Source organism: Halobacillus sp. 12SKB (assembly GCF_052941655.1).
In genome coordinates this window covers 3,223,854-3,249,867 of sequence record NZ_JBRFWR010000001.1, presented here as the reverse complement: position 1 = coordinate 3,249,867, position 26,014 = coordinate 3,223,854, and the positions used below count along the sequence as shown (strand labels likewise).

Annotated in this window: 32 protein-coding genes; all 32 read left to right on the top strand. The window is 43.2% G+C overall.

Annotated features, from left to right (window positions below):
• The first annotated feature begins 13 nt into the window (after nt 1-13).
• Nucleotides 14-463 (top strand): flagellar export protein FliJ, encoded by a 450-nt coding sequence (gene fliJ / locus ACQ4XT_RS16210; RefSeq protein ID WP_446854566.1) that lies wholly within the window; start codon nt 14-16, stop codon nt 461-463.
• A gap of 4 nt (nt 464-467) precedes the next feature.
• The gene (locus ACQ4XT_RS16205) at nt 468-1,040 is read left to right on the top strand and encodes a MotE family protein (protein ID WP_446854565.1); all 573 of its coding nucleotides are present in this window, start codon (nt 468-470) and stop codon (nt 1,038-1,040) included.
• 25 nt (nt 1,041-1,065) lie between these two features.
• Nucleotides 1,066-2,496: a flagellar hook-length control protein FliK gene (locus tag ACQ4XT_RS16200; protein WP_446854564.1), complete on the top strand. Its 1,431-nt coding sequence runs from the start codon at nt 1,066-1,068 to the stop codon at nt 2,494-2,496.
• Between the two features lie 8 nt (nt 2,497-2,504).
• The gene (gene flgD, locus ACQ4XT_RS16195; protein ID WP_446854563.1) at nt 2,505-2,972 is read left to right on the top strand and encodes a flagellar hook assembly protein FlgD; all 468 of its coding nucleotides are present in this window, start codon (nt 2,505-2,507) and stop codon (nt 2,970-2,972) included.
• A gap of 1 nt (nt 2,973) precedes the next feature.
• Nucleotides 2,974-3,339 (top strand): TIGR02530 family flagellar biosynthesis protein, encoded by a 366-nt coding sequence (locus tag ACQ4XT_RS16190; protein WP_446854562.1) that lies wholly within the window; start codon nt 2,974-2,976, stop codon nt 3,337-3,339.
• A gap of 83 nt (nt 3,340-3,422) precedes the next feature.
• Entirely contained in the window at nt 3,423-4,388 is a 966-nt protein-coding gene (flgG, locus tag ACQ4XT_RS16185; RefSeq protein WP_446855712.1) for a flagellar basal body rod protein FlgG, read from the top strand.
• Nucleotides 4,389-4,432: 44 nt separating this feature from the next.
• Nucleotides 4,433-4,648: a flagellar FlbD family protein gene (locus ACQ4XT_RS16180; protein ID WP_446854561.1), complete on the top strand. Its 216-nt coding sequence runs from the start codon at nt 4,433-4,435 to the stop codon at nt 4,646-4,648.
• Nucleotides 4,645-5,061, top strand: a complete 417-nt coding sequence (fliL, locus tag ACQ4XT_RS16175; protein ID WP_446854560.1) for a flagellar basal body-associated protein FliL — start codon at nt 4,645-4,647, stop codon at nt 5,059-5,061. Before ACQ4XT_RS16180 ends, fliL begins: the two co-directional genes overlap by 4 nt.
• Nucleotides 5,062-5,092: 31 nt before the next feature.
• Nucleotides 5,093-6,094: a flagellar motor switch protein FliM gene (gene fliM, locus ACQ4XT_RS16170; RefSeq protein WP_446854559.1), complete on the top strand. Its 1,002-nt coding sequence runs from the start codon at nt 5,093-5,095 to the stop codon at nt 6,092-6,094.
• Nucleotides 6,087-7,307: a flagellar motor switch phosphatase FliY gene (gene fliY / locus ACQ4XT_RS16165; protein ID WP_446854558.1), complete on the top strand. Its 1,221-nt coding sequence runs from the start codon at nt 6,087-6,089 to the stop codon at nt 7,305-7,307. The genes fliM and fliY overlap by 8 nt, the downstream gene beginning before the upstream one ends.
• A gap of 27 nt (nt 7,308-7,334) precedes the next feature.
• A complete protein-coding gene (locus tag ACQ4XT_RS16160; protein ID WP_446854557.1) occupies nt 7,335-7,697 on the top strand; it encodes a response regulator in 363 nt (120 codons plus the stop codon).
• Nucleotides 7,698-7,727: 30 nt separating this feature from the next.
• Nucleotides 7,728-8,369, top strand: a complete 642-nt coding sequence (locus ACQ4XT_RS16155; RefSeq protein ID WP_446854556.1) for a flagellar biosynthetic protein FliO — start codon at nt 7,728-7,730, stop codon at nt 8,367-8,369.
• Nucleotides 8,362-9,027 carry a flagellar type III secretion system pore protein FliP gene (gene fliP / locus ACQ4XT_RS16150; RefSeq protein WP_089652404.1) on the top strand — a complete coding sequence of 222 codons (666 nt, stop codon included), beginning with the start codon at nt 8,362-8,364 and terminating at the stop codon, nt 9,025-9,027. Before ACQ4XT_RS16155 ends, fliP begins: the two co-directional genes overlap by 8 nt.
• Before the next feature lie 17 nt (nt 9,028-9,044).
• Nucleotides 9,045-9,314: a flagellar biosynthesis protein FliQ gene (fliQ, locus tag ACQ4XT_RS16145; protein ID WP_446854555.1), complete on the top strand. Its 270-nt coding sequence runs from the start codon at nt 9,045-9,047 to the stop codon at nt 9,312-9,314.
• A gap of 1 nt (nt 9,315) precedes the next feature.
• Complete coding sequence (fliR, locus tag ACQ4XT_RS16140) at nt 9,316-10,092, top strand: flagellar biosynthetic protein FliR (RefSeq protein WP_446854554.1); 777 nt, start codon at nt 9,316-9,318, stop codon at nt 10,090-10,092.
• Nucleotides 10,093-10,097: 5 nt separating this feature from the next.
• Nucleotides 10,098-11,183 carry a flagellar biosynthesis protein FlhB gene (gene flhB, locus ACQ4XT_RS16135; protein ID WP_446854553.1) on the top strand — a complete coding sequence of 362 codons (1,086 nt, stop codon included), beginning with the start codon at nt 10,098-10,100 and terminating at the stop codon, nt 11,181-11,183.
• Between the two features lie 17 nt (nt 11,184-11,200).
• On the top strand, nt 11,201-13,231 hold the full coding sequence (gene flhA / locus ACQ4XT_RS16130; protein WP_446854552.1) for a flagellar biosynthesis protein FlhA: 2,031 nt from the start codon (nt 11,201-11,203) through the stop codon (nt 13,229-13,231).
• Nucleotides 13,228-14,337, top strand: a complete 1,110-nt coding sequence (gene flhF / locus ACQ4XT_RS16125; RefSeq protein WP_446854551.1) for a flagellar biosynthesis GTPase FlhF — start codon at nt 13,228-13,230, stop codon at nt 14,335-14,337. Before flhA ends, flhF begins: the two co-directional genes overlap by 4 nt.
• Nucleotides 14,321-15,178 (top strand): MinD/ParA family protein, encoded by an 858-nt coding sequence (locus ACQ4XT_RS16120; protein WP_446854550.1) that lies wholly within the window; start codon nt 14,321-14,323, stop codon nt 15,176-15,178. Before flhF ends, ACQ4XT_RS16120 begins: the two co-directional genes overlap by 17 nt.
• Before the next feature lie 4 nt (nt 15,179-15,182).
• Complete coding sequence (locus ACQ4XT_RS16115; RefSeq protein WP_446854549.1) at nt 15,183-16,232, top strand: protein-glutamate methylesterase/protein-glutamine glutaminase; 1,050 nt, start codon at nt 15,183-15,185, stop codon at nt 16,230-16,232.
• Nucleotides 16,233-16,236: 4 nt separating this feature from the next.
• On the top strand, nt 16,237-18,237 hold the full coding sequence (locus ACQ4XT_RS16110; protein ID WP_446854548.1) for a chemotaxis protein CheA: 2,001 nt from the start codon (nt 16,237-16,239) through the stop codon (nt 18,235-18,237).
• Nucleotides 18,238-18,256: 19 nt separating this feature from the next.
• Entirely contained in the window at nt 18,257-18,724 is a 468-nt protein-coding gene (locus tag ACQ4XT_RS16105) for a chemotaxis protein CheW (RefSeq protein WP_446855710.1), read from the top strand.
• A complete protein-coding gene (locus ACQ4XT_RS16100; protein WP_446854547.1) occupies nt 18,717-19,361 on the top strand; it encodes a chemotaxis protein CheC in 645 nt (214 codons plus the stop codon). The genes ACQ4XT_RS16105 and ACQ4XT_RS16100 overlap by 8 nt, the downstream gene beginning before the upstream one ends.
• Nucleotides 19,354-19,851 (top strand): chemotaxis protein CheD, encoded by a 498-nt coding sequence (locus ACQ4XT_RS16095; RefSeq protein WP_446854546.1) that lies wholly within the window; start codon nt 19,354-19,356, stop codon nt 19,849-19,851. The genes ACQ4XT_RS16100 and ACQ4XT_RS16095 overlap by 8 nt, the downstream gene beginning before the upstream one ends.
• Nucleotides 19,848-20,141, top strand: coding sequence for a hypothetical protein (locus tag ACQ4XT_RS16090; protein WP_446854545.1), 294 nt, complete (start codon nt 19,848-19,850; stop codon nt 20,139-20,141). The genes ACQ4XT_RS16095 and ACQ4XT_RS16090 overlap by 4 nt, the downstream gene beginning before the upstream one ends.
• Nucleotides 20,142-20,186: 45 nt before the next feature.
• Complete coding sequence (gene sigD, locus ACQ4XT_RS16085; protein ID WP_446854544.1) at nt 20,187-20,963, top strand: RNA polymerase sigma-28 factor SigD; 777 nt, start codon at nt 20,187-20,189, stop codon at nt 20,961-20,963.
• Nucleotides 20,964-21,194: 231 nt separating this feature from the next.
• Nucleotides 21,195-21,680, top strand: a complete 486-nt coding sequence (locus tag ACQ4XT_RS16080) for a hypothetical protein (RefSeq protein WP_446854543.1) — start codon at nt 21,195-21,197, stop codon at nt 21,678-21,680.
• Nucleotides 21,681-21,826: 146 nt separating this feature from the next.
• Entirely contained in the window at nt 21,827-22,564 is a 738-nt protein-coding gene (gene rpsB, locus ACQ4XT_RS16075; RefSeq protein WP_074734064.1) for a 30S ribosomal protein S2, read from the top strand.
• 121 nt (nt 22,565-22,685) lie between these two features.
• Complete coding sequence (tsf, locus tag ACQ4XT_RS16070) at nt 22,686-23,570, top strand: translation elongation factor Ts (RefSeq protein WP_146816407.1); 885 nt, start codon at nt 22,686-22,688, stop codon at nt 23,568-23,570.
• Between the two features lie 113 nt (nt 23,571-23,683).
• On the top strand, nt 23,684-24,406 hold the full coding sequence (pyrH, locus tag ACQ4XT_RS16065; RefSeq protein WP_146816405.1) for a UMP kinase: 723 nt from the start codon (nt 23,684-23,686) through the stop codon (nt 24,404-24,406).
• 2 nt (nt 24,407-24,408) lie between these two features.
• The gene (frr, locus tag ACQ4XT_RS16060; RefSeq protein WP_089652385.1) at nt 24,409-24,966 is read left to right on the top strand and encodes a ribosome recycling factor; all 558 of its coding nucleotides are present in this window, start codon (nt 24,409-24,411) and stop codon (nt 24,964-24,966) included.
• A 274-nt stretch (nt 24,967-25,240) separates the two neighbouring features.
• Nucleotides 25,241-26,008: an undecaprenyl pyrophosphate synthase gene (uppS, locus tag ACQ4XT_RS16055; RefSeq protein WP_226589436.1), complete on the top strand. Its 768-nt coding sequence runs from the start codon at nt 25,241-25,243 to the stop codon at nt 26,006-26,008.
• Nucleotides 26,009-26,014: the final 6 nt, after the last annotated feature.

Below are 26,014 nucleotides of genomic sequence, written 5' to 3'. Positions count from 1 at the left end.
GAGGCCGCTAGGTATGGCTGATATTCAAACATTCCAAAGAATTAGAGATTTAAGAGACCGAGAGAAGCAAAAGACCCAGAAGGTATATCAGGAAGCTGTCAGCATTTTTGAAAAACATGCAGAAGAACTTTATGAATGTCTGAAGAAGAAAGAAACAGCGGAAAAAAGCTTTGAGCAAGAAATGAAATACCACACGGTGAAAGCAGAAGCCATCGTCCGGCATCAACGATACATACAAGGTTTACAGGAGACGATCGATCACCTTCAGCCCGCTGTCCAGAAAGCCAGGATAAAGATGCAACAAAAACAAGTCAAACTTTCTCAAGCCCATATAGAGGTGAAAAAGTTTGAAAAAATTGTAGAGCATAAGCGGAATGAGCAATGGCACCTTATAAAAAATGAAGAAAACAAACAGATGGATGAACTATCCATGCAACAATACTTAAATTTCCAGAATAGGTGATGAAATGGCGAAGAGTGAACCTACGAAAAAAAACAAGAAATCTTTCTTAAAAATCATCGCTGCCATTTTCACTCCACTGATTTTCCTTATTACGCTCACCTTGATCGTCCTCACGTTAAGTGGTGTCAACGTTTTTGAAGAAGCTGAAAAGTATGTCAGTCGAATTCCAGGAATATCCACTGCCGTTTCATCCGAAGGTGAAGATTCAAAAGCCGGCGAAATGGACCGGTTGCAGGCCGTTATTGCCAACAAAGAAGCTGAGATGGAAGAAATGCAATCAGAATCGGATCGTAAACAGAATCAAATCAATGAGTTGGAACAACAGGTGGTGCAGTTGGAAGCTGATTTGGAAGATGCAAGATCAGAGGGTGAGAACGACAATTCAAGAGCGGCAGATATGGCTCGATCTTTTCAGGAAATGGAGCCAGAAGAAGCTGCCCCTATTCTTGAAAGTATGAATGAAAATTTAGCGGTGCAAGTCTTAAGTGATGTAGCTAGTGAGGAAAGAGGAGAAATCCTTGGTCAGATGGATGCGGAAACTGCAGCAAACATCGCAAGTATTCTTATTGAAGACTGAGGCTTCCTTGAAAGGGGGTGTAATAGTGAATACAGGTATGATGACGGTTTTAGGGAATTCGCAAAAAATGGTCATGAACCCTAATACGAAACAAAAAGCTGAAGGTAAGCCGGAAGGAGCTCTCTTTGGATCCCTTCTCATCAATTTTCATGCGATGAACTCAATGTCTGACTCAAAAGAAGTCAAACTAGAAGAAACGACTGAGAAATTCATAGCACTCATTGAAGAAATCGAGACGATCATTTCGAACTTGGTCGAGCAGGGGGCATCGTCTGGTGGAGAAGGGGTGGAGTGGAAGGAAATCGTCCAACGAGCTAAAGAAGCGGCTTCAGAAGGACTCTTCTCAAATATTATTTCACCCATGATTCAGTTGGAACAAAAATTGATACCGGAAGACAATTTCTCAGATTTAACTTTTGAAAAACAAAATCTGGTGGTGACATTCAAGGAATTGACATCGCTGATGACCACAGTTACTGCGAAAAATGATAGTTCCTTGTTACATCTTCCTTCATCTTTCAATGGGATAGAAACCTCTTCCTCATCCAATCCTGTCGAAACAGAAGAAAACTTACATAAGACATGGCAGGCAATGAGGGAAATCATTCAGACCTTCATTGAAGAAGGCCCTTCGCCACACCTATCTCATAAAGCTGGTAAAGATATGAAAGAGTTGATGCAGAAATTCATGCAACTCGTTGATTCTTTGCCGAACAAAGAAAATGGCCTGGGGCAGGATGTACTGGAAAGAGTTATGAAAAAAGCGTCTAATGAAGAGCAAAAAGTGTTCAATAAGTTGATCCAGATGTATCAAAATCGAATGGAAGTTCCAAAAACCTATCATCAACAGACACCCGTAACAGGAAAGGAAGTTGTTAGGTGGGTAAAGCAGGCATTGGGAGAAGAAGTACAGCAGGATACTAAACTTCAATCTTCTAATCATCAGCCATTATCCAATGGTTCATCGATGCCCATAACAAAAGTGGAACAGCACGTCATCCATATGAACCAAAGTCAAGAGGGCTCATCTTCACAAAAACAGGTGATCCACGAGCTGGAGAGAATTATACAATCCAGTCGTATGTTCACGAATCCAAAAGGTAACATGGAAATGCTGATCAAGATGAAACCAGGGAACCTGGGAGATCTTACTGTGAAATTTGCGCAAATCAACGGTGAAATGGCAGTGAAAATACTGGTAACCAGTCAAGCTGCCAAAGAAATGCTTGAAGGGAACAAAACACAATTAAGACATATGTTTTCCCCGCAGCAAGTGGTGATAGAGAAAGTCGAAGCCTCTGCCATGCAGCAACAGCTCCAAGAGCAGATGGAGAGCAGCGATAAAGACCGGGGTCAACCACGGGATCACAATCATGATTATGAACAAGACGAAGGGGAAGATCCGGAAAACGAAGAACTCAGTTTCCACGAAATATTAATGAATGAGAAAGTATAGGTGATGGTATGACAAGTATAGACCCTTCTCTATATTTGCAAAATCAGCAGGTTCGAGGTACTGGAAGCAGCACGCTCGGTAAGGATGATTTCTTGAAAATACTTATGGCACAAATTAAAAACCAAAATCCTTTGGACCCTATGAAAGACAAAGAGTTTATTTCACAAATGACACAGTTTTCAAGCCTGGAACAAATGACCAATATGTCGCAGTCCTTCCAAAGGTTTATGGACAGTCAAAACCTCCCTCCCCTTATCCAGTACAGTGGTCTGATTGGCAAAGAAGTTTCTTACCCTGTTTATGACCAGGAAACGGGATTACTTGAGCGAACGGAATCGGATATCGTCCAAGCAGTCAATCAGAATGGGGCTGAAACCTACTTAGAACTCAAATCAGGGGAGAAAATCTCAGTGGAGTACATTACCAAAGTGGGAGAGGTAGACGGTGAAACTGAGAACATAGTTAATGAGGAATAATATGGACCCGCGTATACAATCTATACATCGACCATTACCCATACCGAAGAGGGGACCCCTGAACAAAAAAGCTAACGTTCCCTTTCAACAGTTCCTTCACGAAGCAAAAGAAATTAAATTGAGTAAGCATGCGATGGAGCGGATGAGAGACAGGAAGATAGAGATCAGGGAACAAACCTGGTCAAAAATTGGAGAGAAAATGAACGAAGCCAGCAAAAAAGGGGTGGACCAATCCTTGGTCGTGCTCAACGAAGCGGCGCTTGTGGTCAGCTCAAAAAATCGAACGGTCGTAACAGCCATGGATCGCAACGAAACACAGTCTCAAATTTTCACGAACATCAATGGAACAATTTTTATAAACGAATAGGCTGGACCCTGAGTGGGAGGCCTTGAACATCTGCTGACCGATCGATGCAGATGAATCTAGTGAAAGAAAGGAATGTCGTCAATATGCTACGTTCAATGTACTCTGGGATTTCTGGTATGAAAGGTTTTCAGACAAAGCTCGATACAATTGGGAACAACATCGCAAACGTCAACACTTATGGTTACAAAAAAGGAAGAGTCACCTTCCAGGATATGATGAGTCAGACGATGTCTGCAGCTCAAGGCCCGATTGCCGGAGATGGTGGGAATGTAAGAGGTGGAATCAACCCTTCGCAAGTCGGTCTGGGTTCACAAGTTGGTTCAATCGATACGATACACACTCAAGGAAACCGACAAACAACCAATCGTCCACTCGACCTTTCTCTTGAGGGTGATGGGATGTTTGTACTCGCTGAAGCCGGGGACGGGTTCATTGACCCAACTGTAAAAACGGTTGACTTAGGAAGTGTTAATCAAAGTTATACACGTGCAGGTAATTTCTATCTGGATTCTGATGGAGCGATTGTGAACAGCGAAGGAAAGTATCTGATCGGGCAGCCTTATGAATCTATTACAAATGAAAATGGTACTCCTGGTGATCCTGCAGACGATACGACAACTTCAGAACCCATACTAAATGCTGCAGGTGGGGAAACTGCTGGGATTATTACCATTCCTGAAAGTGCTCAAAGTTTCAGCATTCAAACAGATGGTACGGTTAATTACGTTGATGAAAACGGAAACCCACAAGTGGCCGGCCGGGTCTTGTTAGCAAACTTTCCGAACCCGAGTGGATTGGAAAAGTTAGGGGGGAATAGCTTCCAGTACACTCAAAATGCTGGAGAACCTATTGCTGGATTTGATGACCTGCTTATTGCTGGACAAAACGGAACGGGCCAGATGGTATCCGGAGCCCTGGAGATGTCCAACGTCGACCTTGCAGAATCATTCACTGAAATGATTACTGCTCAACGTGGGTTCCAGGCAAACACAAGGATCATCACGACATCGGATGAAATCTTACAAGAGCTCGTCAACTTGAAACGATAAAAGGGGATAGAGGGGTCTGAATCAATGCCCCTCTCTATATAAGAATGATTACTTTAACTAAATTAAATGGCCAACCTTTTACCTTCAACGCGATTTACATAGAGCAAATCCAATCGAACCCTGATACGACAGTGATGACAACTACCGGACGGACGTTCCTAGTGAAAGAGAGTGAAGAACAGGTTGTTGAAAAGATCACTGGTTTTTATAAAGAAATCGGTATCGTCAGGGTGTCAGACAAGGCAGGTGAAGACAAGTGAATGGATTTAAGGTGACGGTGATTTCGCTAAGTACGTTGACTGTCATCGGTGTCGTAGCGCTGGTGCTTGTGCTCAATTTTAATGGAGAAAGCGAAGCGAGTGGAGAAAGATCCATCGATGAAATTCGTGAAGCTTCCTTCTTAACAGAGGAAATCACAACAGACTTGCAAAATGGAGATTATGTTCGCATCAGCTTCCGTGTTGTGACGGACAGTAAAGAATCTATGGAAGAATTAAAAAAAAGAGACTTTCAAATGCAGAACATTTTGCTGAAAGAATTATCGGCCATGGATTCTGAGACGTTTCAATCCGGATTATCTGACTTGGAAGCGAAGGTCAAGTTGAAACTGAATGAGTTCATGTCTGAAGGAGAAGTGACAGACGTCTACACGGTTAACAAAGTCCTTCAATAAATAGAGTAGAAGAAGAAAGGGGGGTGAGGTTTTGGCAGAAGAGGTTCTCTCGCAGAATGAAATCGATTCATTGCTTTCAGCCCTGTCTACCGGGGAGATGAATGCAGAAGAGCTAAAGAATGAAAAAAAGGAAAAGAAGGTTAGAGTTTATGATTTTAAGAGAGCGCTCCGCTTTTCTAAGGATCAGATTAGAAGTTTAACACGAATACACGAGAACTTTTCCAGGCTGTTGACCACCTATTTTTCAGCACAGCTGAGAACGTATGTGAACATTGAAGTGGCCTCGGTGGATCAGTTACCTTATGAAGAATTTATCCGATCGATTCCTACAATGACAATCTTGAATATTTTCAGCGTGCCTCCCCTTGAAGGACGGATCCTGTTAGAAGCAAACCCGAACGTTTCTTATGCCATGATGGATCGTGTGCTTGGAGGAAAAGGAAGCAGTGTCAATAAAATAGAGAATCTGACTGAAATTGAAACGACGATCATGTCTCATCTTTTTGAAAGGTCATTAGAGAATTATCAAGAAGCATGGGGATCGATTGTCGATATTGATCCTTTACTGGAAGAATTTGAAGTAAATCCGCAATTTCTGCAGATGGTCTCACCAAATGAAACCGTTGTTGTCGTTTCATTAAACACAACTATAGGAGAGACAAGCGGGATGATCAATATATGCATTCCGCATGTCGTTCTAGAACCGATTATCCCGAGGTTATCCGTCCACTACTGGATGCAAAAAGAAAAGCCGAAAGAACGGGATCCTGAAGAAGTCCAAGCCATCAGCCATACGATCAAGGGAGCGGAGTTGGATGTACGGGCGCTCCTGGGAGAAGCTGACATGAGCATTGAACAGTTTTTAGGATTGAGTAAAGAAGATGTCATCCGACTTGACCAGCCCATCGACCAACCGCTGAAATTGAAGGTGGATGATGAAGTTAAATTTTACATACAGCCAGGGAAATCAAAGAATAAGCTGGCTGTGCAAGTATTAGAGGAATATCAAGGGGGTGCCGGAGAAAATGAGTGATGATATGTTATCCCAGGATGAAATTGATGCGCTTTTGAACGGCGGGGGTGACAAAGACAACGAAGAGGGCCTCTCGAAATTTACAGGAGATGAAATGATTTCATCGTTGGAGGAAGACGCCTTAGGTGAGATTGGCAACATTTCATTCGGAAGTTCAGCGACTGCACTATCTTCTCTTTTAAATCAAAAGGTTGATATTACAACGCCGCAGATTTCAGTCCTGGAAAGGAAAGACTTACCTGATGAATTCCCGAAGCCGCATGTAGCGGTAGGTGTTACCTATACACACGGCTTTTCAGGCGAAAATGTACTCGTCATACGAACGAAGGATGCCGCAATCATTGCGGATTTGATGCTTGGAGGTGACGGGACGGACCCGGATGAGCATTTGAATGAAATTGCATTGAGTGCTGTGCAAGAAGCGATGAATCAAATGATGGGTTCTGCCGCTACGAGTATGTCAACAATTTTCAACAAGAAAGTGGACATCTCACCACCAGCTATTGATGTGCTGGATCTGGAGGAGGATGAAGGAACTCAAAAGATTCCTGATGAGGAAGTGCTTGTAAAAGTCTCTTTTCAACTCCAAGTAGGGAACTTAATTGATTCAAATATCATGCAGCTCATTCCAGTGAGTTTTGCGAAAGAGCTTGTGGAAGAATTAATGAATCCACAGCAGGAAGAGACTAAGGATGAAGAGAGCTTCAAGACTCCAGAAGAACCGTCTTCAAAGAGCGAACCTGAACCGGTCCAAGAACAGCCTTCATTTCAGAAACAAGAAGAACAGAGGAAGAGCATGCCTGACAGCACATTCTATGAATCTTCTAACAAAACTGAGGCTACTCATACTCCACAATACGTTGGAGGACCATCCGGCCAAACAGCTGATGACGCAAATGTCCAAACCGCCGAGTTTCAAAATTTCGATCCTGTCCAATTGAACGGGTCTGAACAAAAGAACTTGGATATGTTGATGGACATTCCGTTGAAAGTAACAGTAGAGCTTGGACGTACGAAGCGTTCTGTCAGAGAAATACTGGAATTATCATCAGGTTCAGTGCTGGAACTTGATAAATTAGCGGGAGAGCCTGTCGACATCCATGTCAATGAAAAATTGATGGCTAAAGGAGAAGTGGTCGTCATAGATGAGAACTTTGGCGTGCGGGTGACAGATATTTTGAGTCCGAAAGATCGTTTGACAAAATTACGATAAACAATGGATTACTAGGGAGGATTTAACATGGCAGAAAGAATTTTAATCGTAGACGATGCGGCATTTATGAGAATGATGGTGAAAGATATTTTAACGAAAAATGGCTACGAAATTGCTGGTGAAGCGGAAGACGGCAGGAAAGCAGTAGAACTATATAAAGAGGAGCAACCGGATTTGGTCACGATGGATATTACGATGCCTGAGATGGATGGAATTACGGCATTGAAAGAAATCAAAGGCCAATACCCGGATGCCAAAGTCATTATGTGTTCAGCTATGGGGCAGCAAGCCATGGTTGTGGATGCCATTCAAGCTGGAGCGAAAGATTTTATCGTGAAACCATTCCAGGCTGATCGAGTGATCGAGGCTATCCAAAAAGCGTTGAGTTAAGAAGGAGTGCCCATGGTTTATACAACAAGAGTGACAGTTGCAGTTATCCTGTTCATCATAATGATGGGTGTATTTCCTGTCCATGGGCTTGCGCAGCCCACGGCCTTTGAATGTTTGGAGAACCCTCAACTTGAGGGTTGTCCTTCATCTGAAGGTGGGCAGGAAGAGGATCAGCAAACATCAGATTCCTCAGTAGAAATGGATGCCGGGGGCAGTCTGGTGTGGAATGTGGTTAAGTTGATCTTTGCATTGATTTTTGTGGTAGCTCTCTTATATGGTCTGCTTAAATTCTTTAACCAAAAAAATAAAATGTTCAGCCAAAACCGCACGATGCAGAATCTCGGAGGAATGAACCTGGGGCCGAACCGTTCTATCCAGGCCGTTCGTATTGGGAGGCAGGTCTTCATTCTGGGAGTGGGGGAAACGGTTCAGATCATTACAGAAATCACAGAAGAAGAGACGAAGCAGACGTTGCTGAATCAAGATAACAATGGAGGATCACCTCCTCAATTGAACATAAAAAAATGGACAGAAAAATGGAAAGACAAGCAAGAATCAGGGAGTCAATCTTCCATACAGTTCCAACAGCTGTTTGAAAATCAATTGAATGATATGAAAGATAAAAGAAAGAAAATCATGGATGAGAAGAGGAGGGATTCGGAGCATGAATGAATTCATTGATATCTTCTCAAGTTCCGACCCGGAAAGTGTGGCAACTTCGGTCAAGTTGTTGTTACTGCTGACGGTTCTATCCCTGGCCCCGGGTATTTTAATATTAATGACGAGCTTCACAAGAATTTTGATTGTATTGTCTTTTGTCAGGACTTCATTGGCTACTCAATCCATGCCCCCCAATCAAGTCCTCATCGGTATAGCATTATTCCTCACTTTCTTCATCATGGCTCCTACTTTTCAGGAAGTGAACGAACAAGCATTGACACCGCTCTTTAATGAAGAGATTACTTTGGATGAAGCCTATGAGGAAGCGAGTGAACCTATGAAAGAATTCATGGGAAAACATACGAGACAAAAAGATCTCGCTTTATTTATGAATTATTCAGGGTTGGAAGCACCTGAAAGCATCCAGGATGTCCCGCTGACGACTCTTGTCCCAGCCTTTGCCATCAGTGAATTGAAAACGGCATTTCAAATGGGGTTCATGATCTTTGTCCCGTTTCTCGTCATTGATATGGCTGTCGCTAGTGTGCTTATGTCCATGGGAATGATGATGCTGCCACCGGTCATGATCTCCCTGCCATTTAAAATTCTACTCTTTGTTTTGGTGGATGGCTGGTATTTAATATCAAAATCATTATTGGAAGGCTTCTAAGATCGGAGGTTTAAAGAATGAACAGTAATATGGTGATCTCGTTTGCTAAAGAAGGCATTTATACCGTCCTCCTTATCTCGGGCCCATTATTGGTTTTGGCGCTAGCCATCGGATTACTTGTCAGTATTTTTCAGGCTACAACGCAAATTCAGGAACAGACACTTGCCTTCATACCGAAAATCGTAGCGGTTATGATTGGTCTCATTGTCTTTGGACCTTGGATGCTTACCAATATGGTTGAATTCACTGCCAATATTTTTAACAACTTAAATATCCTGGTGGGATAATATGCTGGATACAATAGAATGGGCCAATGTGCCAGCGTTTTTACTTATTTTAGTCAGGGTGACGTCTTTCTTTGTTACGTTGCCTCTTTTTTCATATCGGACCGTTCCGACGAGACATAAAGTCGCGTTCAGCTTTTTCTTAGCTGCTATCATGTATTTCACGGTTCCCGCACCTGAATTGATCATTGACGGGGAGTATTTTCTTTTATTGTTCAAAGAAATGGCTGTGGGGATCGGTGTCGGTCTATTAGCATACATCATTCTATCCGCGATACAAATCGCTGGAGGTTTTATAGATTTTCAGATGGGTTTTGCCATTGCAAACGTGATTGACCCTCAGACTGGGGCTCAAAGTCCATTGATTGGTCAGTACTTATATATCATAACCCTTTTATTTATCTTAGCGGTTGATGGTCATCACTTGATGATTGACGGTGTGTTTTACAGTTATGAATTGATTGCAATCGATCAATTTTTGCCGTTAAGAGAAGAAGACTGGATCATTTTCGTTATCCAATCTTTTAATCAAATGTTCGTCATCGCCTTTCTCATGGCCATACCGATTGTAGGGTGCCTGTTTTTAGTGGATATCGCGCTTGGGATTATAGCGAGGACCGTCCCTCAGCTGAATGTCTTTGTCGTTGGTTTGCCTTTGAAAATATTTGTTGCCTTGTCTGTGCTTGTCATTGCAATGACTTTTTACGTCATGCTCATAAGCAATCTATTTGAGACGATGCTGACAACGATGCGTGATCTTATGCATGTATTTGGAGGTTGAAGAAAATGGTTTGGTTAAAGCTTGATCTCCAGTATTTTGCTGCGGATGAAAAAACAGAGAAAGCGACTCCGAAGAAACGTGAAGATACGAGAAAAAAAGGACAGGTCCCGAAAAGTCAGGATGTAAATACGGGATTTTTGCTGATTCTCATATTCGGAACGCTTTTCCTCCTCGGTGATTATATGAAGGGGACACTCAAGGGATTGTACAAAGTGGCCTTCAATGAGTACATACATAAAGACCTTTCTCAAGAACAGACTCATGCCATGTTTGTAGAAATGACGATGGAAATATCAAAAATCATCGCGCCGGTCATGGGAGTAGCGGTCGTTGCTGGGATTGCTTCGAATCTCCTTCAAGTCGGTGTCATGTTTACAGGAGAACCCTTGAAAATGGATCTAAAGAAATTGGACCCCATCAAAGGGGCAAAAAGGATTTTCTCAGCTAGAGCATTGGTCGAACTCCTGAAATCGCTCTTGAAAATCAGTATGGTCGGTGTCATCACATTTGCCATCATATGGGTCAACAAAGACCAAATGATGATGATGTCACAAAAATCGGTGGAAGATGCGCTGTCATTCTTCGGTACGATTACGACCATTATGGGGCTGGCGTCAGCCTTAGCTTTGTTGATTTTATCCGTCCTGGATTATACCTACCAAAAATACGACCATGAAAAAAATATCCGCATGTCCAAAAAAGACATCAAAGATGAACATAAAAACATGGAAGGTGATCCTCAAATCAAAGCTAAAATCAAGGAAAAGCAGAGGCAGATGTCTGCTGCGAGAATGATGAGTGAGGTTCCGGATGCGGATGTTGTCATTACCAACCCCACTCACTACGCCATTGCCATCAAATATGATGAAGCGAAGTCAGATGCTCCATACGTTGTCGCGATGGGTGTGGATTTTATTGCACTGAAAATCAAGGAAGTGGCCAAATCAAACGATGTGGTCACCGTAGAAAACAGACCGTTGGCAAGAGCCCTGTACCAGCATTCCGAAATCGATCAGCCGATTGATGAGCAGTTTTATAAAGCTGTGGCTGAAGTATTGGCTTATGTCTATCAATTAGAAAGAAAAATGTAAGAAAGGAGTAAACCCTTATGTCAGCAAGAGATCTATCTGTACTTATCGGCGTGATTTTAATAATCGTCATGCTTGTCATACCATTGCCGGGGTGGCTCCTTAGCTTTTTCATACTGATCAATATTACCCTTGCCCTTATTGTCATCCTTGTGTCTATGAACATGGATGAGGCATTGCAGTTTGCCGTCTTCCCGACTTTGTTACTATTACTAACTTTATTCCGCCTTGGGTTGAACGTTTCAACCACTCGTTCCATTCTCTCAGAAGCGGAAGCCGGTGGTGTCATTGCGACATTTGGAACGTTTGTCATTGGCGGCAACCCCCTTGTCGGATTTGTAGTATTTGTCATTTTGGTCATTATTCAATTTCTCGTCATCACAAAAGGTGCCGAGAGGGTATCTGAAGTTGCCGCACGTTTCACATTGGACGCGATGCCAGGGAAACAGATGAGCATTGATGCAGACCTTAATGCAGGAATGATCAATGAACACCAAGCAAAAGAACGCAGGGCGAAAATTGAAAATGAAGCCGATTTCTATGGAGCGATGGACGGGGCGAGTAAATTCGTTAAAGGAGATGCCATAGCTGGAATCATCATTGTACTTATTAACATCATCTTTGGTTTGATCATCGGTATGGTTCAGATGGGGATGTCTTTCGGCGAAGCGATTGATACCTACATGCGTCTGACGGTGGGAGACGGGCTTGTCAGTCAGATTCCTGCCCTGCTCATATCGACAGCGACAGGTATTGTCGTCACGAGAGTGGCCTCTGAAGGGAATTTGAGTTCAGATGTCACCAGTCAGTTGCTTCGGTATCCGAAGTTGCTTTACATTGCTGCAGCAACCATCTTCCTGCTCGGTTTGACTCCAATTCCATTCTTTCTGACCACTCTGATTGCGGCTGTTTTGGCTTTCGGGGGTTATTGGTTATCCCGCCAAGATAATGAGCCGGAATTCGATGAGCCGGAAGAGATGGATGAAGCGGAAGGTGATCAAATGAAATCGCCAGAAAGCGTAGTGAACTTGATCAGCATGGACCCGATTGAGTTTGAATTCGGATATGCCTTGATCCCGATTGCGGATACGAACCAGGGAGGAGACCTCCTGGACCGAATCGTCATGATCCGGAGGCAGCTGGCGATTGAACTTGGAATCGTCATCCCCGTAGTAAGGATCAGAGACAATATACAGCTCAATCCTAATGAATACCGCCTTAAAGTGAAAGGAAACGAAGTGGCTCAAGGAGAGCTTTTATTGGACCATTATTTAGCGATGAGTCCAGGAGATGATGATGGTATCGACGGTATTGATACGCAGGAACCTGCCTTTGGTCTTCCGGCAAAATGGATCACCGAAGATCAGAAAGATGAAGCAGAACTATCCGGTTATACGGTTGTGGATCCCCCATCTGTCGTATCGACACATATTACCGAGGTCATTAAACAGCAGGCTCATGCCCTGCTCGGAAGACAGGAAACACAGCAGCTCATCGACCACTTAAAAGAATCTTATCCAATTCTTGTAGAAGAAGTGACGCCAGATCCGCTTCGTGTCGGAGATGTACAAAAAGTACTTGCAAAATTACTGCGGGAGAATGTATCTGTGAAAAACCTGCCTGTCATTTTCGAAACGCTCGCTGATTTTGCCAAAATGACCAATGATACAGAGCTGTTAGCTGAATATGCGAGACAAGCATTGTCTGCACAAATTACAAATCAGTACAAAAAAGACAATCAATTAGTAAAAGTCATTACTGTTTCTGGAAAAGTTGAAAAAATCATGGCCGATCATATACAGCAGACAGAGCATGGTAGTTATTTAGCCCTTGACCCTGAAAGCCAGCAGACTATAATTACAGCCATTGCAGAACAAGTCGAACAAATGTCCTTACAAGAAGAGACGGCCATTCTTCTATGCTCACCAGCCGTACGGATGTATGTGAAACAACTTCTCGATCGTTTCCTGCCACAAGTGGTTGTATTGTCTTATAACGAATTAGATCCAACGGTCGAAGTCCAGAGTGTAGGGGTGGTGAATGTAGCATGAGAGTAAAAAAGTTCCAAGCACCGACAATGCCGGAAGCCATGAAAAAAGTGAGAACCGAATTGGGGACAGATGCTGTGATCCTTAATTCCAAAGTGAAAAAATCGGGTGGATTTCTAGGGTTGTTCAAAAAAGAGATTACAGAAGTTATTGCTGCCATTGACCCTTCTGATGAGCACCAACAGAGGCCACCTGAGGCGACGAAAATCATGGAGAAGAACGAAGAACCTGTAACGCGAAACAACCCAAATTATGAGATTATGGAGGAATTAAAACAGCTAAGGTCCTTAATCCAAACTCGTAAACAAGCCTATCCTGAAGATCTAGAAAGGGCCTATCAGTTCCTCTTAGGTCAGGAAGTGGCGGAAGATGTCGCGGGGAACGTGATTGAACGTCTATTAGAAAAGGAAATCAGCTTTGAAGATTTTACGGAGCTTAAGAACCACCTGAGACTGGAACTTTATGAATCTATGAAACAAAAGAAGTTTGGGAAACCAGTTTTTGATAAGAAATTTATCCATTTAGTGGGACCGACGGGTGTAGGGAAGACGACTACGCTAGCAAAACTTGCGGCGGATGCCGCTTTAAATCATCAGCTGAACGTAGGCTTTATTACAACAGATACTTATCGGATTGCCGCCATAGACCAGCTGAAGACTTACGCTGAAATTTTGAATATCCCTCTTGAGGTTGCTTATAGCATGGAGGATTACAAAAGGGCGAAGGAACGATTCCAGGATTTCGACCTCGTCCTTGTCGATACGGCAGGAAGGAATTTCAGAGATTCGGCCTTCATCAGCGAACTTCAAAAGGTGATTGATTTTGATGAGAGCTCGGAAAACTTTCTCGTCCTAGGATTGACAAGTAAATATACCGACATGAATGAGATTGTAGAACAATTTAAAGAAATACCCATCCATCAGTTGATTTTCACCAAAGCCGATGAAACTGCAAGGAAGGGCAATGCTGTAAACATGGTCCTTACACATGGTATAGGAGTCGCTTATTTAACACATGGCCAAAATGTACCAGACGACATTAAAACAGCCTCGGCCATGGGTCTTGCCAGAGAAGTAACGGAGGGGTTTGCAGATGAACGATCAAGCTGAAATCCTTCGCAGGAGAATGCAGAAAATGGAAGGGAAACGACAGGTTAAAACCATAGCCATTGCCAGTGGAAAAGGTGGGGTGGGGAAGTCGAATTTCTGCATCAACTTCGCACTGCAGCTTATCAAAGAAGGCAAGAAGGTTTTGATCTTTGATTTGGATATCGGCATGGGAAACATTGATATTTTAATGGGGAGATCACCAAAAAGGACATTTGTCGACTTATTTCGGGAAGAACTGTCGATTCATGATATTATTGAACTAGGACCAAGATCCTTATCATATATTGCTGGTGGTTCGGGGCTTTCTCACATATTTGAACTTGATCAAGAAAAGTTTGCCTATTTTCAAAGCGAGTTTGAACAACTGACTCAGTCATTCGATTTTATCCTCTTCGACATGGGCGCCGGAGCCACTCAAGACAGCTTGCATTTTATCAGCTCAGCCCATGAGGCGATCGTAGTCACTACTCCTGAACCAACTTCAATTACGGACGGTTACGCAATGATCAAGCATCTCGTACATAAAGACAAAAGTCTGCCGATAAAAATCCTTGTGAACCGTTCGCTTAATGAGAAGAATGGCAGGGCTACTTTCGAGCGAATGTCGCTTGTGGTCAAGAAATTCTTAGATTCAGAAGTAGATTTATTAGGTATTTTACCTGATGACAGGTCAGTACTTGAAGCCGTCAATAAACAGCAGCCGTTTGTAATAGACAGTCCTAAAAGTAAAGTGAGTCGCTCCCTTGAGGAGTTGGTACATGGTTATTTGAATGAGAGTCATGCCCAGGCGTCCGCCTTTTCGTTCGTAGATAAATTAAAGAGATTTGTTTTTGAGAGGTAGAGAGATGAAACAGATTAGGGTATTAATTGTCGATGATTCTGCCTTTATGAGGCGTATTTTGACAGATATATTAGAAAAAGACTATCGGATTCAGGTGGTTGGCACGGCGAGGAACGGAAAAGACTGCCTGGATAAGCTGGAGATCTTACGGCCTGATGTCGTAACGATGGATATAGAAATGCCGGTGATGGATGGATTAGAGGCATTAGAGAAGATCATGGGAAATTCCCCTCTCCCTGTTGTGATGGTGTCCAGTTTGACGCAAGAGGGAGCGGAAAGCACGATGAAAGCCATGAGTCTTGGAGCAGTGGACTTCATTCAAAAGCCATCCGGCTCTATATCTCTTGATATGGAAAAGGTAGACAAAGATGTCGTTCATAAAGTTCTGATTGCCGGGCAAGCCAGGGTGAACCCTCCATTAAAAAGATCCAGTGTAAAAGTTCGTCTCCCTGACAATCAGATAGAGGAAGGGCAGCTGATTGCAATCGGCACCTCCACCGGGGGGCCTAGAGCGCTGCAGGAAGTCTTGACTTCTCTTCCGGGCAATCTCCCCGCTCCAATTTTAGTCGTTCAACACATGCCGAAAGGTTTTACGAAATCTTTGGCTTTACGTCTCAATCGGCTGTCTGAAATTTCAGTGAAGGAAGCCGAACATATGGAGGAAATACATAAGGGCGCTGCCTATATCGCCCCCGGTGGCTATCACATGGAAGTTGTAAAGCATAACGAACGTCTTGTTATTCATCTGAACGAATCCAGTCCTCGAAATGGCCACAGGCCTTCAGTAAATGTGATGTTTTCTTCGATTGCAAAGCTACCAGGGATCTCCACCACTTCTGTCATTATGACAGGAATGGGGTCTGATGGTTTGGAAGGCATCCTTGCCATGAAGGAGTATGGGAGGGCGGTCTACACGATTGCAGAAGATGAAAGTACCTGCGTCGTTTACGGAATGCCAAAGGCAATCGTTAAGTCAGGTCTTGCCGATGACGTTCGGAAATTAAATGAAATTAGTCGTAGTATTATAGAATCTCTTCAAATTCAAAGGAGGTAGTGCTATGGAAACCAGCCAGTACTTGGAAGTTTTTATTGATGAGAGTAAAGAGCACTTGCAATCCATCAACGACCAGCTGTTACATTTGGAAAAGAACCCTCAAGACCTTTCTATCGTCAATGAAATCTTCAGGTCGGCCCATACATTAAAAGGGATGTCAGCAACGATGGGGTATCAAGACCTTTCCAATTTGACACACAAAATGGAAAATGTCCTCGATGCTGTACGTAATGAAAAAGTTTCGGTGGATGAAGGCATTTTGGATGTCGTTTTTGATTCTGTTGATGACCTGGAGGCGATGGTCATCGATATTGCGGAAGGCGGCTCGGGAGAAAGAAATGTAGAGAGGGTCGTCGAACTTTTGAAGAATATTGAAAACGGTGGGGGAGGTACACCCGTTGCTTCGGTGGCGGCCGCACCACAGAAAACTGTAACCACCCCTTTGCTTTCCGTTGATGAATATACAAAAGCAGCCTTGGAACAATCTAATGAACTAGGAAAAAACAATTACCAGATTGAAGTCTCATTAAGAGAAGATTGTCTATTGAAAGCTGCACGTGTCTATATGGTTTTTGAAATCTTAGAGCAGGCAGGAGATGTTATCAAGTCTTCCCCTTCTGTAGAAGCATTGGAAAACGAAGAATTTGAAACCACTTTCCATGTTTTATTGGTTACCGAAGATTCAGCAGAAGACATAGAAAGTCAAATCAAAAAAGTATCCGAGGTTGAAAATGTGCAAGTCTCTGTCTATCAGAATTCTGAAGAGAACAATGAGGGACCGAAGCCTACACAAAAAGAAGTGGCTGCATCAGAAAAACAGCCGGTTCAAAAAGACGAGAAAGAAGGAAAGCAGGTAGGGAGCAAAACCATTCGCATCAACATTGATCGACTAGATGCTCTGATGAACTTGTTTGAGGAGCTTGTGATTGACAGGGGCCGTCTTGAACAAATATCGGATGACCTGAAGCATAATGAACTCCGTGAAACGGTCGAACGAATGACAAGAATTTCGGGGGACTTGCAAAGCATCATCCTGAACATGCGTATGGTACCCGTCGAGCAAGTATTCAATCGCTTTCCTAGAATGGTACGCCAACTCTCCAAAGATTTGAGTAAGAAAATCGTTTTGAGTGTGGTCGGGGCAGACACAGAACTGGATCGTACCGTCATTGATGAAATTGGTGATCCACTTGTCCACCTTATTCGGAATGCGATCGATCATGGTATTGAGGGGCCGGCAGAAAGAGAAGCCAAAGGAAAGGCTGCCACTGGAAAGCTTGAGCTGAAAGCGTACCACAGTGGAAATCATGTTTTTATTGAAATCTCTGATGATGGCGGCGGCATAGCCCGGGACAAGGTCGTACAAAAAGCGGTGAGCAATCATGTGGTCACAGAAGAACAAGCAGCGACAATGACCGACTCTCAAGTGTACGATTTGATTATGGAAAGCGGTTTTTCCACGGCTGACACCATTTCTGATGTATCTGGTAGAGGAGTAGGTCTGGATGTCGTGAAAAGCACGATCGAGTCCCTTGGCGGGAACATCTCTGTTGATTCAGTGCCCGGTGAGGGGAGTGTATTCTCTATCCAGCTGCCACTTACTCTTTCCATCATATCCGTCATGCTCGTGGAAGTTCAAAAAGAAAAATATGCTGTCCCTCTTTCATCAATTATAGAAACCGCTATTGTGAAAAAAGAAGAAATCATGCACGCCCATAATAAAAAAGTCATCGACTTCCGAGGGAAAGTCGTTCCTCTCGTCTTTTTGAAAGATGTGCTGCAGGTACCGGAGGGAGTACCAGAAGAGGATTACTACTCTGTCGTTATCGTTAAAAAAGGAGAAAAGACGGCCGCTCTCGTCGTCAATTCTTTCATCGGGCAGCAAGAGGTCGTCTTGAAGTCTCTCGGTGATTACTTATCCGGCGCTTTCGCTATATCCGGAGCGACCATTTTAGGAGATGGACAAGTCGCGTTAATCCTCGACAGTAATGCTTTAATCAAGTAACAAAGGAGGGAATAGAATGATGGCCGAAGAGAAGAAAGAATTGAAAGTGATCGTGTTTCAAATCAATGACGAAGAATACACGGTACCTGTAGATCTCGTAGGTTCCATTGAGCGTTTGATGCCGATTACCCGTGTCCCAGGTACAAAACCATTTGTGAAAGGCGTTCTGAACTTAAGGGGTGTCGTCACACCAGTTATCGACTTGAGAGAAAGGTTCGGGATTGAAGAAGTGAACGACTCCGATGCGACAAGAATCATCACAGTAAAAATCCATGGAATGAATGTGGGTTTGATTGTGGATGCCGCAAACGATGTCCTGGACCTTGATGAAGAAAGCATTGAACCCCCACCAGAGGTGGTAGGTACGGTGGAAGCGGAGTATATCCAAGGGGTATCCAAAATGGATCATCGATTGTTCATTTTGTTGAATTTGGAAAAAGTTCTTGCTAAAGATGACGTTCATGAATTGAATGAGCTTTATGTCTAATTCCAAGGATTTCACGGAAGAATTTGGTCCTCTTCAATTGGACGTTTTGAAAGAAATCGGTAATATAGGATCGGGTCATGCGGCAACCTCTCTATCCAAACTGCTTCAAAAGAAAATAGACATGCACGTTCCTGGTGTAGAAGTGGTGGACTTTGATCAAGTGATGGATCTCGCAGGTGGAGCAGATAAAGAAGTCGTCAGTATTTTTCAAAGAATGGAAGGAGAGGCGCCGGGCACGATGTTCTTCATCATGCCTCCTTCTCAAGCGCATCACTTCGTAAAGCTTATGACAAATGCTTCTGAAGGGCTTAAAGATGATGCTGAAATGGCAATGTCTGCTTTGCAGGAATTAGGCAATATCCTGTCAGGTGCATACCTTACCGCCCTTTGCGATTTCACGGAATTGGACCTTCAATCAACGGTTCCATTGATATCTCAAGACATGGTAGGGGCTATTTTAAGCATGGGTTTAATTGAACTCTCACAAGTGAGTGATGCAGCCATTGTCATCAAAACTTCTCTTATAGATGGAGAAGGAGGGGAAGATGAATTTTTAGAAGGTCATTTCTTTCTTTTCCCCGATCCTCCCTCTTATCAGAAGATATTTTCTTCCTTAGGAGTGCGTGCAGATGATTAAGGAAGGAAAAGTTTTGAGAATTGGTATCGGAGACATGGGAATTGTTCATTCCCCGGATTTAATCCGGACTTCAGGGCTTGGGTCCTGTGTCGGAATTGTCCTTTATGATGAAGTGAAAAATTTGGCGGGGATGGCACATATTATGCTTCCTGAAGCAGCCCTTGCGAAAAAGCAGGGGCTGAAAAGAGCGAAATACGCAGATACAGCGATAGAAGATCTGTTAGCAGCCCTCAAAAGTGCCGGTGCCTCTTCCTACCGTTTAAAAGCGAAACTGGCAGGTGGAGCACAAATGTTTCAATTTACTTCTTCTAATGACATGATGCGCATAGGCCCGAGAAACGTGGAGGCAGTGAAAGAGAACCTTCAATCTCTTCATATACCGATTCTGGCAGAAGATGTCGGCGGGAAGAGTGGACGTACGATTGAATTCCACCCTGAAACGGCGGAATTGCATATAAGAAAAGTCAACCTAGGGGAAAGTGTGATTTGATGAATGGGACACTTCTGTGGAATTTATGGACAGCTGTCTTTGGTTTTTTATTCATATTTTTGATCAGCACTCAAGTGACTACTTTTGATACAGCGATCTACAGGGGAACTATAGGGTTTTTTAGTTTCTTTGGACTTTCTTTCGTGTTTCGGAGTCTTTGGAGTTTTGCGGCAGCGCCTGTTGATACAGAAGAAGATAATCGTAACTGGGCTCAATCAGCACCATCTGCGGATATGGATGCAGAAGAAACATCGAAAATGGTTCGGGAATTATTGAATGAAGATAAGTAAAGGGTTTAGTAACAATATCCAACTTAAAGGACAGGGAGGATTGGAATGGCCAGCTGTTTATCTCCTCAAGAACAACAGTGGTGGAATCTTTGGACACAAGAGCAGGACGAAGAAGCCGCAAATCAATTGGTTCAGCAGTACGACTATTTAGTGAGCTACCATGTCCAGCGGATCTCCGCTCATTTACCGAAGAGTGTAAGCAAAGATGATGTGAGAAGTTTAGGAATGCTGGGTCTTTATGATGCACTGAAAAAATTTGACCGAACAAGGGATTTGAAATTTGATACATATGCCTCCTTTCGTATCAGAGGATCGATCATGGATGGCTTGCGGAAAGAAGACTGGCTTCCGAGATCAGTAAGAGACCGATCTAAGAAGATCGAACAGATGACTGAGAAGCTTGAGCAGGAATTGCAGCGTCCGGTAAGTTCTAATGAAATTGCCGAAGCTCTAGAGATATCTCCAGAAGAGGTAGAGGAGACGATCAAGGATTCTCTCTTTGCCAATGTGCTCTCAATGGAAGAAAAAACGAATGATGGAAGTGACGATCATAAAGAAGGAATAGGGTATTCGATTCCGGATGATCGAACATTCACCCCGTCGGAATCGGTGATCAAAAAGGAGAACTATGAAGAATTAGCCAGAGAGATCGAACAACTGAACGAAAAGGAACAACTTGTCATCAGTCTTTTCTATCATGAAGAGCTGACCTTAACAGAGATCGGTCAGGTTTTAGATTTGACTACCTCGAGGATCTCACAAATCCATGCAAAAGCGATCTATAAGCTGAAAGGGGCTCTGAGTGAAATTGTAACCGCATAGGCGGCATGAGATGAAGGATAAGGAAGCGGCACGGTTCAACTCCCTACTACATAAAAAGACCGGACCATTATATGCTTTTACGGTTATCGGATTAGCAGGGACCACTCCCCTGCCGTAAAGGTTACAGTGGTGTTTATGCATTTTTTGGACCAGGATTGAATGATGGTTTCAGTAGGGAGAGTTACAGACAATGAATAGAAATAGGACCTGAAACGAATGGTGAGGATAGAAATGACAGTGTTTTTATTGATTTTCAGCTTTATCATTGACGGTGTACTGCTTTTTGCACTGTTTATCATGATGAAAAAGGTACGCAGAACAGAAGAACTAGAACTTAGGCAAAAACAAGTGGCATCAGAAATCGAAGATCTTTTCAGCTCGTATTTAATGGAAATTAAAGAAGAAAATAAACGAATGGAAAGACTCGTCATGAAAAATAGTCACCATTCTGGTTTTCATAATGTTAACGTAGAAGACAGAAATGAAGCAGAAAGCAGCCACACGGAAAGGGAAGTGATCGCGAATGAGGCTTCCCCTACCTACACTCCGCCTGAGCTGAATGAGAAAGAAAGCTATCAGCCGTCTTTTTATTCACAGGTATTTGAATTGAAGGAAAAAGGTTATAGTATAGAGGAAATTGCGAAGAAAATGGATAAAGGAAAGACAGAAATCGAATTACTCTTCAAATTTCATCAAAAACCTATGAAAAAAACTTGAATGGCTCCGTGTGTTATGATATATTTACTGACGGTGTCAATACGCACGCCTTTGGATTCTCAAGTGAGGTTGCTCTTTTTTTAGAGTTCACTAGAGAAGATGAAAGAGGCGGAGGATACTAAAAAAACCAAACAGGAGGAACTATCATGTCTGTAATTTCTATGAAACAGCTACTTGAAGCTGGTGTTCACTTTGGACACCAAACCCGTCGCTGGAATCCAAAGATGAAAAAATACATCTTCACGGAGCGTAACGGGATCTACATCATCGACCTACAAAAAACGGTCAAGAAAGTTGATGAAGCATTCAACTATGTAAAAGAGGTCGCTGCTGACGGCGGTAACATTCTTTTCGTAGGTACTAAAAAACAAGCGCAGGATACAGTTCGCGATGAGGCGACTCGTTGTGGCATGTACTACATCAACCAACGTTGGTTGGGCGGTACCCTGACAAACTTTGAAACAATCCGCAAGCGTATCAACCGTCTTAAAGACATTGAGCGCATGGAAGAAGACGGTACGTTCGATGTACTTCCTAAAAAAGAAGTCGTCGATATGCTTAAAGAAAAAGATCGTCTTGTTAAATTCCTAGGCGGTATTAAAGAAATGAAGAGCCTTCCGGACGCAATGTTCGTGATCGACCCTCGTAAAGAGCGTATCGCGATTGCTGAAGCTCACAAATTGAATATTCCAGTTGTAGGTATCGTTGATACTAACTGTGACCCAGACGAAATCGATTATGTCATCCCAGCGAACGATGATGCAATCCGTGCCGTTAAATTGTTGACTTCTAAGATGGCAGACGCTGTCCTTGAAGCGAAACAAGGGGAAGAAACAGAAACAACGGAAGAAACTGAAGCTGCTGTAGAAGCTGCTCAAGAGTAAGAAGGGTCAAAAGGTGATAAGGGGGTATACCTTTATCACCTTTTTTAAAGAATCCGTAACAGCTCAAGCGTCCATAAACGCAAGAGCTATACTTATATGCAACTAATAAGGAGGCTTTACAATGGCTGTAAACGCTAAAATGGTAAAAGAACTTCGTGAAAAAACGGGTGCTGGAATGATGGACTGTAAGAAAGCACTCACTGAAACTGATGGTGACATGGACAAAGCAATGGAATGGTTGCGTGAGAAAGGAATTTCCAAGGCAGCTAAAAAAGCTGACCGTATTGCTGCAGAAGGTTCTGCTGCAATCGAAATCTCCGGTAACACAGCTGTACTTTTCGAAGTGAACTGTGAAACAGACTTCGTTACAAAGAACGATCAGTTCAAAGACTTGCTTAAAGATCTTGGTCAGCACTTGCTTTCTCAGAAGCCTGCAACAGTTGAAGAAGCTCTAGAGCAGAAGCTTCACGGTGATGGAGAAGTCCTTAGCAGCTATATTACAGAGCGCGTTGCGAAAATCGGTGAGAAGATTTCCCTTCGTCGTTTTGTAATTAAAGAAAAGACAGATAACGATGCATTCGGTGCTTACCTTCACATGGGCGGAAACATCGGTGTGTTGACTGTCCTTGAAGGCTCTACAGATGAGTCTGCAGCTAAAGACGTTGCTATGCACGTAGCCGCTGTAAACCCTCGTTACGTTTCCCGTGACGAAATTCCAGCTGAAGAAGCAGACAAAGAGCGTGAAATGCTTAAAACTCAAGCGATGAACGAAGGCAAGCCTGAAAACATCGTTGAGAAAATGGTCGAAGGCCGTTTGAACAAGTTCTTCGAAGAAATCTGCCTGCTTGACCAAAGCTTCGTTAAAGATCCAGACCAGAAAGTCAAACAATTCGTAGCATCTACTGGTGGTCAAATCACTGGTTTCGATCGCTTCGAAGTTGGTGAAGGAATGGAAAAACGCGAAGAAAACTTCGCGGATGAAGTTATGAACCAAGTTAAAAAATAATGAACATGAAAAATAGGGGACACTGCCGGTGTTCCCTATTTTCAAACATGCTACATATTTGCAGATGATGCAAGGAAATGTAGAGGAATACAGTTAAAACACGGGAGGTAACTATGACTACTGCTCGCTATCGTCGTATCGTATTAAAACTAAGTGGAGAGGCTTTAAGTGGAGAAGCAGGGTTCGGGCTAGAACCCAGCATTATTAAATCAGTCTCCCGTCAGGTCAAAGAAGTGGCTGAACTCGGTGTGGAGGTCGCTGTCGTCGTCGGAGGTGGAAACATCTGGCGTGGTAAAGTAGGAGCCGAGATGGGAATGGATCGTGCAAACGCTGATTATATGGGAATGCTGGCAACGGTCATGAACTCCCTTGCTCTTCAGGATAGTCTGGAAAACTTAGGGATTCCGACCCGTGTCCAAACTTCCATTGAAATGAGACAAGTCGCGGAACCTTATATCCGCAGAAAAGCGATCCGTCATCTAGAAAAGAAACGCGTCGTCATTTTTGCGGCTGGAACAGGGAACCCATACTTCTCTACTGACACGACAGCTGCTTTAAGAGCCGCAGAAGTGGAAGCGGATGTGATTTTAATGGCGAAGAACAATGTAGATGGCGTGTACACGGACGACCCTAAAGTTAATGAAGATGCTGTGAAATACGATCAGCTCTCTTACATGGACGTATTGAATGAGGGTCTTGGTGTCATGGATTCTACAGCTTCATCATTATGTATGGACAACGATATCGATTTATTGGTATTCTCAATAACAGAGGACGGAAACATCAAGAAAGCCGTAATGGGCGAAAATATTGGAACAATTGTGAGGGGGAAATAATCATGTCTGATGCTGTAATTAATGAAACGAAGCAACAAATGGAACAAGCTACCCAAGCTTTCTCTCGTCAGCTTGCAACGGTTCGCGCGGGTCGTGCGAATCCTTCAATCCTGGATAACGTGTATGTGGATTACTATGGAGCAGCGACTCCACTTAATCAGCTGGCACAAGTCTCTGCTCCAGAACCACGCTTGCTTGTCATTACACCTTATGACAAGAGTGCGATTGCAGAAATTGAAAAAGCGATTCAAAAAGCGGACCTTGGCTTGTCTCCTTCTAGTGACGGTAATGTTGTTCGAATCAACATTCCTGCACTGACAGAAGAACGTCGTAAAGACCTTGCTAAAGTTGTAGGGAAGTATTCAGAAGAAGCGAAGGTACAAATCCGTAACATTCGCCGTGATTCCAACGACCGTCTGAAGAAGCTTGAAAAAGATGGAGAGCTTACCGAAGATGATCTTCGTTCTTATCAGGATGACGTTCAAAAGGTTACAGACCAGCACGTTGAGAAAATCGATCAACTTGCAAAAACAAAAGAAGAGGAAATCATGGAAGTTTGATTCTCCAATTCTATATGCCTTAAGGTGTATCAAGCCGCGCTGTAGATGTTTGGCAGCGCGGCTTTTATTTTAGTCTATGAAATGAAACACTTGATTGATAACTGAATTCCCTTAGGGGTTGACATCCGACTCATGCGACATAAGGTTAAGCGTTCTGTGGTGACATGTGTGCTCCTTGAGTCTTGTTATGTCTACCCGCTTTTTAGGGATTCGGCATTTTTATTGGATTTAGTATATAATAAATAGATGGAACAATTGGACTGGAGGATTGAACATGCCTATCAAGTTTCCATTCAAAAAAGATAAAAAGCAGCCCCGCACCGAGCCATTAGGCCTTGAAGAAAACCACATTCCCCAACATGTGGCGATCATTATGGACGGAAATGGAAGATGGGCGAAGAATAGAGGTATGCCTCGGATTGCCGGTCATAAAGAGGGCATGGGCGTCGTGAAGAGAATCGTTCGATATGCTTCCGATGTCGGTGTGAAGGTTCTAACCCTTTATGCTTTTTCTACGGAAAATTGGAAACGCCCGAAAAATGAGGTAGACTTCCTTATGAAGCTTCCTGTCGATTTTCTAAGTACATATTTGCCTGAACTGATCGAGCGAAATGTCCAAGTCCGGACCATCGGTGATTTTGACGTCCTGCCGGCACATACTCAAAAGGCTGTCAAAGAAGCGATGGAAAAAACGAAGGACAATGATGGGCTCATCCTCAATTTCGCGTTAAACTATGGAAGTCGTTTTGAAATGGTCCATGCAGTCAAGCAAATTGCTTCTAAAGTACAAAAAGGAGAGGTGGATATTTCAGCTATTGATGAATCCATGTTCTCTCAAGAATTGTACACCTCAGAGTTGATTGAACCTGATCTGCTTATCCGGACAAGTGGAGAACAAAGGTTGTCGAACTTCTTATTGTGGCAGCTGGCCTACGCTGAATTCTGGTTTACAGAAGTGTATTGGCCGGACTTTGATGAAAGTCATTTTGAAAAAGCTCTTTATGACTTCCAAAATCGTAAACGTCGTTTCGGCGGAGTATAAGGTGTG